Annotated in this window: 8 protein-coding genes and 2 pseudogenes; 5 read left to right on the plus strand and 5 right to left on the minus strand. The window is 70.6% G+C overall.

The features are described from left to right. Nucleotides 1-56: 56 nt before the first annotated feature. Nucleotides 57-869: pseudogene (locus AC2RP6_RS06965) on the plus strand (DMT family transporter); the annotation flags it as partial. Between the two features lie 24 nt (nt 870-893). Here AC2RP6_RS06965 and AC2RP6_RS06970 read toward each other — a convergent pair. Continuing rightward, on the minus strand, nt 894-2,195 hold the full coding sequence (locus tag AC2RP6_RS06970; protein WP_486450245.1) for a transglycosylase family protein: 1,302 nt from the start codon (nt 2,193-2,195) through the stop codon (nt 894-896). 184 nt (nt 2,196-2,379) lie between these two features. On the opposite strand from AC2RP6_RS06970, the gene gndA reads away from it, so the two are divergent. Further along, a complete protein-coding gene (gene gndA, locus AC2RP6_RS06975; protein ID WP_486445388.1) occupies nt 2,380-3,825 on the plus strand; it encodes an NADP-dependent phosphogluconate dehydrogenase in 1,446 nt (481 codons plus the stop codon). Nucleotides 3,826-4,081: 256 nt separating this feature from the next. Here the strand turns inward: gndA and AC2RP6_RS06980 are convergent, their stop codons facing one another. From AC2RP6_RS06980 to panD, 3 genes and pseudogenes are all read right to left on the minus strand, one after another. Beyond that, a complete protein-coding gene (locus tag AC2RP6_RS06980; RefSeq protein ID WP_486445389.1) occupies nt 4,082-4,711 on the minus strand; it encodes an aspartate/glutamate racemase family protein in 630 nt (209 codons plus the stop codon). Further along, nucleotides 4,708-5,067 carry a GNAT family N-acetyltransferase gene (locus tag AC2RP6_RS06985; protein WP_486445390.1) on the minus strand — a complete coding sequence of 120 codons (360 nt, stop codon included), beginning with the start codon at nt 5,065-5,067 and terminating at the stop codon, nt 4,708-4,710. Before AC2RP6_RS06985 ends, AC2RP6_RS06980 begins: the two co-directional genes overlap by 4 nt. A gap of 15 nt (nt 5,068-5,082) precedes the next feature. Next, nucleotides 5,083-5,503 (minus strand): annotated as a pseudogene (panD, locus tag AC2RP6_RS06990) (aspartate 1-decarboxylase). A gap of 654 nt (nt 5,504-6,157) precedes the next feature. Between panD and AC2RP6_RS06995 the strand changes: the two are divergent. Then, a complete protein-coding gene (locus AC2RP6_RS06995; protein WP_078909523.1) occupies nt 6,158-6,328 on the plus strand; it encodes a helix-turn-helix domain-containing protein in 171 nt (56 codons plus the stop codon). A gap of 74 nt (nt 6,329-6,402) precedes the next feature. Beyond that, nucleotides 6,403-7,224 carry a protein kinase family protein gene (locus tag AC2RP6_RS07000; protein ID WP_486445391.1) on the plus strand — a complete coding sequence of 274 codons (822 nt, stop codon included), beginning with the start codon at nt 6,403-6,405 and terminating at the stop codon, nt 7,222-7,224. Nucleotides 7,225-7,283: 59 nt separating this feature from the next. On the opposite strand, the gene AC2RP6_RS07005 is transcribed toward AC2RP6_RS07000, so the two are convergent. Beyond that, nucleotides 7,284-8,240 carry a tyrosine-type recombinase/integrase gene (locus AC2RP6_RS07005; protein WP_486445392.1) on the minus strand — a complete coding sequence of 319 codons (957 nt, stop codon included), beginning with the start codon at nt 8,238-8,240 and terminating at the stop codon, nt 7,284-7,286. A 654-nt stretch (nt 8,241-8,894) separates the two neighbouring features. On the opposite strand from AC2RP6_RS07005, the gene AC2RP6_RS07010 reads away from it, so the two are divergent. Then, nucleotides 8,895-10,076, plus strand: coding sequence for a serine/threonine-protein kinase (locus AC2RP6_RS07010; protein ID WP_486445393.1), 1,182 nt, complete (start codon nt 8,895-8,897; stop codon nt 10,074-10,076). Nucleotides 10,077-10,087: the final 11 nt, after the last annotated feature.

Here is a 10,087-nt window from a genome sequence, read left to right on the forward strand (position 1 = left end):
TCGTGACCACCTGTGGGCGGAGGAATAGCGCAGATGGGTCGGGCATTGTGGAGCTTATGAGTGCACTGGCGCTGTCGGTCCTGCTCTGCCTCGTGTCCGCCGTGGCGTACGCGGGCGGCGCGATCGTCCAGGAGAGGGTCGCCGCGAGCACGCCGGACCGGCGGTACGCGCCGCTGCGGCGCGGCGGCTGGTGGGTGGCGGTCGGGCTGAACGGCCTCGGTGCGCTGCTGCACGTGGTGGCGCTCGCGTACGGGCCGCTGAGCCTGGTTCAGCCACTGGGGGCCCTCACCATCGTGTTCGCGCTGCCGATGGCGGCCGTCTTCGTACGGCGCCGGGCGGGCGCGGCGGCGTGGCGCGGCGCGGTGCTGGCCACGGTCGGGCTGGCCGGTCTGCTGGCGCTGACCGGCGGGGCGGGGCGGGCCGAGCAGTCGCTGGCGGACGGTGAGCGCAGCCTGCTGTTCGCGGTGACCGGGGCGGCGGTGACGGCGCTGTTCCTGGCGGCGCACCGGATGCACCGGGCGGTGCTGCACAGCGTGCTGCTGGCCGCGGCCGCCGGTACCGCCTTCGGTATGGCTTCGGTGTTCACCAAGTCGGTCGCGGAGAACGTCGAGGCGGGTGCGCCGGCCGGCCTGTGGGTGGACCTGGCGGCGATCGCGGTGCTGGCGTCGGCCGGGCTGCTGCTGTCGCAGGCGGCCTACCGGGGCGCGGGGCTGACGGCGCCGCTGGCCACGGTGACGGTGGTCAATCCGGTGGTCGCGGCGACCGTGGGCGTCACGCTCTTCGACGAGGGCTTCCGCCACGGGGCCGCGGGCACGGCGGCGGCGCTGGCCAGCGCCGTGCTGGCGGCGGCCGGCCTGGTCCTGCTCACGGCCGTGCCGCCGCACGCGCGCGGGTCAGATGCGGACCCCGTGACCGCGCAGGTACTTCAACGGGTCGATGTCGGAGCCGTAGCCGGGTCCGGTGCGGATCTCGAAGTGCAGGTGCGGACCGGTGCTGTTGCCGGTCGAGCCGGAGCGGCCGATGCGCTGCCCGCCGGAGACCTGCTGGCCGGCCTTCACGCCGAGGGCCGAGAGGTGGGCGTACTGGGAGTACCGGCCGTCGGTGTGCCGGATGACGACCTGGTAGCCGTAGGCGCCGGCCCAGCCGGCGGAGACGACCTGGCCGGGTCCGACGGACTTGACGGTGGTGCCCGTGGCCACCGGGAAGTCGACGCCGGTGTGGTAGCCGCTGGACCAGGAGGATCCCGAGACGCGGTAGGCCGTGCCGAGGGCGGCGTCGACGGGAGCGGAGAACCCGCCCGCGGCGGGCTTCTGCTGCGCTGAGGCGGGCTGGGTGTCGGACTTCCCGGCGGGCTTCGGGGCGGGCTTCTCCGCCGGCTTGGGAGCCTGCTTCTCCACCGGCTTCGGAGCGGGCTTCTCCGCCGGCTTCTCCGCGGCCGGCTCGGCGGGCTTGACCGGCTCGGCGGTGCGCGGCGGCTTCTCCGGGTTCTGCGCGGGCGGGGCCGGCGGAGCGGCGGTGACCCGCATCGTCAGGCGCTGGCCGGGGAAGATCAGGTTCGGGTTGTCGCCGACGACGGCCCGGTTGGTCTCGTAGAGCGCCTGCCAGCCGCCCTCGACGTGCTGTTCGGTGGCGATCGCGGAGAGGGAGTCGCCCGGAGCGACGACGTACGGGTTGGGCAGGACCGAGGTGCCGGTGGGGCGAGGCGCGCTCCCCTGCACCGGGGTCGTGCGCACCTCCTGGGTCCGGGGCTGCGAACGCGCCTCGGGCTGTGCGGCGGCCTGTGCGGGAACGTGCGCGGCGAGGACCGGCGACGGGCCTCCGCGGGTGAGCCCGGCCCCCTTGCCGCAGTGGGGCCACGCCCCGGGCCCCTGGCCCTTGAGCACCTTCTCGGCGACCGCGATCTGCTGGTCCTTGGTGGCGAGGTCGGCGCGCGGGGCGTAGGTGGTGCCGCCGAAGGCGCGCCAGGTGCTCTGGCTGAACTGCAGTCCGCCGTAGTAGCCGTTGCCGGTGTTGATGCGCCAGTTGTTCGTCGACTCGCAGGCGGCGACCTTGTTCCAGGTGTCCACCGAGGCGGCGTCGGCGACTCCGGCCCCCATGAGCGGGAGCGCGATCCCGGCGCCCCCGGCGGTGACGGCCAGTGAGGCCCGGTTGATACTGCTCGGCTGATACCGGCGGTGCCGGCCCCGTACGCCCATGGGAGCCCCCATCGAAGACATCAGGAATCGCACAACGTAACGTCGGGATCATTGCATGACAAGGGAGCAACGGGGCGCTCTTCAGCGGAACTTGACAATCCCCCGACGGGCCGCGGCGCCGTGGGGGCGGTGGCGGGGTAGCGTCGGTCACAGCCCGCACACCGAAGCACGCAGGAGCGCACAGATGAGCACCAGCACGGCCCGGATCGGCGTCACCGGCCTCGCAGTCATGGGCAGCAACCTCGCCCGCAACTTCGCCCGCAACGGCTTCACCGTGGCCGTCCACAACCGCACCACCGCCCGGACCACGGCGCTGGTGGAGGAGTTCGGCCACGAGGGCGCGTTCGTGGCCGCCGAATCGGCGAAGGAGTTCGTCGACGCGCTGGAGCGCCCCCGCCGCATCGTCATCATGGTGAAGGCCGGTGAGCCGACCGACGCCGTGATCCACGAGTTCGCCCCGCTCCTGGAGGAGGGCGACGTCATCATCGACGGCGGGAACGCGCACTTCGAGGACACCCGCAGGCGCGAGCGTGAGCTGCGCGAGCAGGGCATCCACTTCGTGGGCGTGGGCATCTCGGGGGGCGAGGAGGGCGCGCTGCTCGGGCCGAGCATCATGCCGGGCGGCTCGGAGGAGTCGTACGCGTCCCTCGGCCCGCTGCTGGAGAAGATCGCGGCGAAGGCCGCCGACGGCACGCCGTGCACCTCCCACATCGGCCCCGACGGCGCCGGACACTTCGTCAAGATGGTGCACAACGGCATCGAGTACGCCGACATGCAGCTCATCGCCGAGGCGTACCACCTGCTGCGCGAGGTCGCCGGCTACTCCCCCGCCAAGATCGCGGAGACCTTCCGGGACTGGAACCGGGGCCGTCTGGACTCGTACCTGATCGAGATCACGGCGGAGGTGCTCGCCCACACCGACGCCGCGACCGGGCGGCCGTTCGTCGACGTCGTGGCCGACGCGGCGGAGCAGAAGGGGACCGGCCGCTGGACCGTGCAGATCGCCCTGGACCTGGGCGTCCCGGTCTCCGGGATCGCCGAGGCCGTGTTCGCCCGGGCCGTGTCGGGACACGCCGGTCTGCGCGCGGCCGCCCGCGGCCTCGCGGGCCCCGTGCCCGCCTCGCTGTCGCCGGAGGCGGCGGACGCGTTCGCCGCGCAGGTGGAGGAGGCGCTGTACGCCTCGAAGATCGTTTCGTACACGCAGGGGTTCCACCAGATCCGGGCCGGCAGCGAGGAGTACGACTGGAACGTGGACCTGGGCGCGGTCGCCTCGCTGTGGCGCGGCGGGTGCATCATCCGGGCGGCGTTCCTCGACCGGATCCGCGCGGCCTACGACGCCCGGCCCGACCTGCCGAGCCTGCTGGCGGACGAGCGCTTCGCCGAGGAGATCGGGGCGGCGCAGCAGGGCTGGCGTTCCGTCATCACGGCGGCGGTCGGCGCGGGCATCCCGGTCCCGGCCTTCGCGGCGTCACTGGCGTACTACGACGCGCTGCGCGCGGAGCGGCTCCCGGCGGCCCTCACCCAGGGGCAGCGCGACTTCTTCGGGGCGCACACCTACCGCCGGACCGACCGGGAGGGATCGTTCCACACCCTCTGGAGCGGCGACCGCTCCGAGGTGCGCACGGACTGACGCCCCGGCTCAGCTCCAGGGCCCGGGCTGGGGTGTCGGCGCGGGCCCCGGCGGCGGGGGCACCGGGTCGGGCTCCGGAACGGGACCGGGCACGGGCGGCGCCGGGCGCGGCATCGGCTCGGGCTCCGGGAACGGGGTCGGGGCCGGCGTCGGGTCCGGCTCCGGGGCCGGCGGCTGGGTCGCTTCGATGTTTCGCACCATGTACCCCACCTTCCCCGGATCGCGCCCGGTACGCGCCGCCGTTCGGCCGCCGGGGCTACGGCGCGGTCGTCAGGGCGTGGGCGAGGCCCGGCCGGGGGCTGGAGAGCACCGGGGTGGCGGTCGTGGCCAGCTCGGCGGCGCCGGCCATGGAGGCCTGGGCGAGGACGATGACGTCCGCACCGGTGACGGCGTCGGCGGCCTGCGCCACCCGGGAGAGGTAGCGGGCTGTGTCCCCCGCCTCGAAGGCCTCCCAGGCACCGGGGACGACGTGGGTGACGACCGACACCGGCCGCCCGCCCGCTTCCTCGGCGAGCAGTGCGGCGGTCGGGGCGAGCGTCGACGCGAGGGCGGCGAGTACCGCGATGCGCGGGCCGGTCCGCACGGCTGCGGCCGCCATCGGCCGGTCCACGCGCAGCACCGGGAGACCGAGGGCGGGGCCGAGCGCCTCCGCGGTCGCCCCGATGGTGGAGCAGGTGACGAGCACGGGGTGCGGTCCGGCCGCGGCCAGCAGCTCGCGCAGGGCCGCGGCCACCGACCGGGGCCCGTCGGCGCGGGCCCGGTCCAGCAGCTCCGGCACCACCAGGTGCCGCAGGACGGCCCCCGGGTGGTGCCGGTCGGCCAGGGCGTCGAAGACGGGGACGTGCACGGGCGAGGTGTGCAGCAGGGTCAGGCCGGGGACGGTCACCGCCGGTCGGAGCCCGCGACCAGCTGCGCCTTCGCCGCCGCCACGACCTCGTCCGGGGCGGCGGGCGCCTCGTCGGGGTGTCTGGCGGCCCAGCTCGCCGCGTACGGGCAGAGCGGAACCACGGGCACGCCCTCGGCCCCGGCGAGTCCGTAGAACGTCCTCACCAGCCCCCCGGCGATGCCCCTGCCCTCGTGGCCCGGCTCGACGACCGTGTGCACGGCCACCAGGGCGTGCGGCGGCCCGGCAAGCACGAAGTACGCGATGTACCCGACCGCCGTCCCGTCCTCGACGGCCAGCAGCCGCCCGGCCTCGCGCTCGTCCTGGAACTCGATCGGCGTTCCCGGGCTCTCCGGCATGTCCCCGACTCCTTTTCAGACGGCCACGGCGTGGGGGCTGCGGCGCTGGTCCGTGCCCGGTACCGGCGCGGAGGCGTCGGAGCCCAGTTCGATGATCCGGTTGTCGGCGTCGACGTGCACGACGCGCGGCTTCAAGGCCCGGGCCTCGGCGTCCTCGACCTGTGCGTAGCTGATGAGGATGACGAGGTCGCCGGGGTGCACGAGGTGCGCGGCGGCGCCGTTGATCCCGATCACGCCGGATCCGCGCTCGCCCTCGATGACGTAGGTCTCCAGCCGCGCACCGTTCGTGATGTCGACGATGTGGACGAGCTCCCCCGGGGAGCAGGTCGGCGGCGTCCAGCAGGTCGGCGTCAACGGTGACGGACCCGACGTAGTGCAGGTCGGCCTGGGTGACGGTGGCCCGGTGGATCTTGGACTTGAACATGGTGCGCATCATCGAGGTACTCCTGGATCTATGCTCCCTGCCTGCGTTTTTGCAGGTCAAGTGCGGTTTCCCTACCCTACAACGAGTCGCAAGTTTGGTCAGCTTCCCCCATGTTTTTGAGGACTGATGCTGACCAATTGCTGACTTTTCTGACTCGCCGTCAGCCGACTTCGGAGGGGTTGAGGAGCCTCACCCACTCCCCCGCCGCGACGACGACGCCAGCCTACGCAACGACCCTCGGCAGCCACTAGGACCACGTTCACTGTGACCGGAGCCACGCGAGCAGGTCGCCAGTCAGTACACCCCGGGGGCCACCTGGCGGCGGCCCCAGCTCTGAGAAGCGCAGTACCCCCAGCCCGGATGACGCTGCCCTCGGATCGCCACAGCAATCACCGGACCCGAACGGCGGAGCAAGGTAACGGCAGATCCCCGGTTAGCCAAACCGGGGATTCTCGTGACCATTGCTGTAGTCCGCACGACGACAGGGCGCCCACTGGGTGCACCTAACCCTGCCGCCGCCTGCCGGACTGCAGGCCGATCCATTCCGGATCGGCGTGGCCGCCAAACCGAAGGAGATCCTTGCCCATAGATCCGCAGACGCCCCTCGGCAGAACAAACACGGCAGCAGACGGGCCCCACGGGAGGCGCGCCGTCGAGCCCGTGCTCATGAACACGTCCGAGGTGGCAACCATGCTGAATATGTCCACGAGCTGGGTGTACAAGGAGGCCGCCAAGCTCGGCCTGAAGGGTTACAAGCTCGGCCGAGGCAGGAACGCGAAGGTCCTCTACAAGAAGACCGAGGTCTTCAAGTGGCTGGAGCAGCAAAAGATCCATTAGCGCCGATCGCCAGCCAGACATCGCATTAACCGATATCACTGCGGACCTGCACGCAAACTGACAGCATTCCGGAAATGAAGACGCACCCGTTCGAGGACGTTACTCACGTCCCGGCGCTCGAGCCTCTGCTGGCCCGGCTGGGCACCGTGTTCCAGCGGTTCGACGATCAAGACTCCGGCTGCACCTCCTACGGATTGCAGGCATCGGGACAGCGCTGGTTCGTGAAGACCGCGTCGGCACCCGAAGCCGTCCCGTCATTGGACAGGGCGATGGCCGTTCACAATGCCATCTCACATCCGTGCATCGTGGCCTTGGCGCACTCCTTCACGACGGACATCGGCCCTGTGCTTGTCTATCCGTGGACGAGCGGTGAGGTTCTCTACCACCCGACCCGGTCACGCCACGGCGGACGCGCCGTTCCCGGCAGCCCCCTGGCACGGTTCAGGGCCCAGCCGCTCGCCCAGATCAATATCGCTCTGGAAGCGCTGCTCAACGCCCATCTGGCTGTCGAAGATGCTGGATATGTAGCCGTGGATTTGTACGACGGCTGCATGCTCTACGACTTCGATCAGCAACGCATGATGCTCTGCGATCTGGACGAGTACCGCCCCGGCCCCTTCACCCTGGAGGGGGACCGGCTCGCCGGCTCCAGCCGCTACATGGCGCCCGAGGAGTTCGTCCGGGGTTCGCTCATCGACATCCGCACCACGGTCTTCAACCTGGGCCGGGCACTGCGCCTCCTCCTCGACGCCGGCGATGAGGAGACGCAGTGGCGCGGAACCCCGGCCCAGCTGGCTGTCATCGTGCAGGCGACCGCACCTGAGCCGCAGAATCGACTGCCGTCCGTGGGCGCGCTCGTCGATGCCTGGCAGGCAGCAGGAGACCAAGCTGGCTGACGCGGTGGTGTCCACGCATCACCGCCTCTGAACCAGGCCACCGCAGGCTCCCTACCTGATCACGCTGAGCTGGCGCCGGGCACTACCGCCCCCGTTGGGACGACCAACTGGGAGTCCAGTCGTTCCCAGGCTCCAATGACCGCCTGGTGAGCGCCCGGGGCGAGGTGTGCGTACCGCTGTGTCGTCTGATAGCTCTCGTGGCCGAGTAGGTGCTGGACGTCGTAGAGCGAGACGCCCTTCTGGACGAGCCACGACGCACATGTATGGCGGGTGGAGTGCGGCGGGTACTGCGGGACGCGCACCAGCGCACCGTCAGCGTCCATGGAGTGCGCCCGCCTCATCGCGGGCCACCATGCCTGGGCCCGCCAGTTGCCGTCGTCAAGGAGCCGGCCTGACCGTCCCTTTGTGACGGTGGTGAAGACGACGCCCTCACGGTCGCGGTCGTGCATGTGTCGGGCCAGCGCGTCGAGGACGTGATCAGGAATCGGAACCTCGCGGCAGCTCTTGGAGGTCTTCGGATACTCCTTGATCCCCGATTTTGTATTGACCTCCACCACGAACAAGCGGCCGCGCCGCCAGTCAATGCGGTGCCCGTGCAGGCCGGCGAGCTCGCCCCACCGAAGGCCGGTATAGAAGGCAAGCAGCACCATCGTCTGCCACGGCTGGTCAAGCTCGTCCAGGATGGCCTGGGCCTGCGCGATCGTGAACCACTGCGGCGGCTTCACCGCCTCCGGCGGCAGAGCGATACGCCGGCATGGCGTCACCGTGATGAGCTCTTCGTCCACCGCCGCTCGCATGATGGAGGACAACAGGTTGTAGGCCCGCCGGATGGCCGACGGACCCTTCCCGTCCACGACAAGCCTCCGGACCCAGGCCTGCACGTCCAGCCTCGAGATCGCACGCACTTCCCAGTCCGACCAGTACGGCGTGAGGTGGGTGCGGATGCACGAGGCATCGCCCCTGAGCGTTTGAGGCCCGACCAATCGGGCCTCCCACCAGCGGTCGTGCCACTGCATAAACTTGATCTTGCTGGCCCGGTGACACGGAGACGCACCTCGCCTGATCTTCGCTTCTTCATCCAAGCCCCAGCAGCGGGCCTGCGAGCGCAAAGGGAATGTTTGGCTGAACCGCTTGCCAGCACGATTCCTGACCGTGGCCTGCCAGTTTCCGGAGGGCAGCTTACGCAAATAGGGCATACGTACCGTCCATTGCCTTCGGCGTACTCGGTGGCTGCGGGGAGACAGAGATCAGCAACCTCCCGGACACTTGCGCCCTCGCCTCACGCCTCGGATGTCCGCGAGACTGTCCTCCGCCCCACTCGACCAATCCTGAGGAGAGGACGCAGCGAGGCCTCGGACGGTCGCGACGCTGGCGAGCAGCCACCGCCGCTATCGGGGAGTCCCCGGTGGTCACGGAAGGGCACGTCGAAGCGACAGAAACTTCTGCCGTCCTGTGCCGCCTCAGCCAGGCCGCTGTTACCCCGAGAACGTCGAAACCGCCCCGCCGCATGGTCTGCCGCAGGCACGGCGAGGCGCGAGATCCGGCCAGGCTCGTCTCCCTCGTGCCCTGATCACGCCGAAAGGCCCCCAGCCTGGCCTTTTGGCCGATTAGAGTAGCCCCGGGAACGGCGCCGATCGGGTGAGGCGCACCGGAAAGGTGAGTCGGTACGGATGAGCGGGGTACCCACGCGGATCGGTCGCTACACGGTGGCGCGGGAGCTCGGCTCGGGCGGGATGGGCGAGGTCTATCTCGCTTACACCCCTGCGGGTGACCCGGTTGCCGTGAAGGTGATCCGCAACGACAAGCTGGATCCGGTGACCCGTGCGCGCTTCGAGAAAGAAGCGCTGATTGCCCGCACAGTGATCGGTACGAACCGGGTGGCACGCTTCCTGGACGCCGACCCGTACGCTGACCAGCCCTGGCTCGCCATGGAGTACGTGGCCGGCCGCACGCTGCTGGCCTGCATAGACACTGACGGCGCGCTCCCTCTCCCGCTGGTGGCAAGCCTCGGCGCGCTGCTGTCTGAGGGTCTTGCGGCTGTGCACGCCGCTGGTCTGCTGCACCGCGACCTCAAACCTCAGAACGTAATCCTCGGCAGCGACGGGCCGATGATCATCGACTTTGGTCTCGGCGCCTTCATGGACACCTCTCAGGAGACGTTGTCGCACAGCGGCATGATCATCGGCACGGTGCGGTGCATGCCGCCGGAGCAAGCGAGCGGTCGTCCGCAGGTGACCCCGGCAGCGGACGTCTACGCACTGGGCACGGTCCTGCTGTACGCGGCTACCGGCCACTATCCATACGACGGGACACGCTGGGAAGCCATCGCAGCCCAGGTCACCAACGCAGACATCGCACCGGACCTCTCTGGTGTACCTGCAGCGCTGGAGCCCCTGCTCGGGTCGATGCTCGCGCACGAGCCGGAAGACCGACCATCTCTCGCGGACGTCTCCAAGGCGTGCGCCGGGATCCTCGCCGATTCCGGCACCGCCCCGGCGACCGCCAGGCTGGCGTTGATTTCGCACACCACCGCAGGCGCTCCGCCGTCAGCGGCCGGGGGGCCGCTGACGGCTTCCTTCGAGAAGCTGCTCCAAGAACAGGCTTCCACGGCTGAGGACGAAGTCCCCAGCCCTCTGGACGTGCCCCCACGGGCAGTGGTGCCGGACGAGAAAGATGAGGAAGAAGCGGAGCCCGCTGGGCATGAACCGGCGGTTCCGCTGCCGGAGCCGACTACGGCGGCCGATCGTCCGACAGCCCGGGCGAAGGCAGGCCCGGCTCAGGGACGGCCGCCCGCTTCGAAGCGGGTCGCGGACGAGCTGCGAGTGTTGTACGCAGCGGATCTTGCTCTTTGACTCATGCACTG

The organism is Streptomyces sp. WAC03905 (assembly GCF_057371075.1).

Excerpts from the sequence above, each read along its gene's own strand:
- AC2RP6_RS06970 (WP_486450245.1), bottom strand. The coding sequence starts at position 2,195 with ATGGGCGTACGGGGCCGGCACCGCCGGTATCAGCCGAGCAGTATCAAC.
- gndA (WP_486445388.1), top strand. The coding sequence starts at position 2,380 with ATGAGCACCAGCACGGCCCGGATCGGCGTCACCGGCCTCGCAGTCATG.
- AC2RP6_RS06985 (WP_486445390.1), bottom strand. The coding sequence starts at position 5,067 with ATGCCGGAGAGCCCGGGAACGCCGATCGAGTTCCAGGACGAGCGCGAG.
- AC2RP6_RS06995 (WP_078909523.1), top strand. The coding sequence starts at position 6,158 with ATGAACACGTCCGAGGTGGCAACCATGCTGAATATGTCCACGAGCTGG.
- AC2RP6_RS07000 (WP_486445391.1), top strand. The coding sequence starts at position 6,403 with ATGAAGACGCACCCGTTCGAGGACGTTACTCACGTCCCGGCGCTCGAG.
- AC2RP6_RS07005 (WP_486445392.1), bottom strand. The coding sequence starts at position 8,240 with ATGCAGTGGCACGACCGCTGGTGGGAGGCCCGATTGGTCGGGCCTCAA.
- AC2RP6_RS07010 (WP_486445393.1), top strand. The coding sequence starts at position 8,895 with ATGAGCGGGGTACCCACGCGGATCGGTCGCTACACGGTGGCGCGGGAG.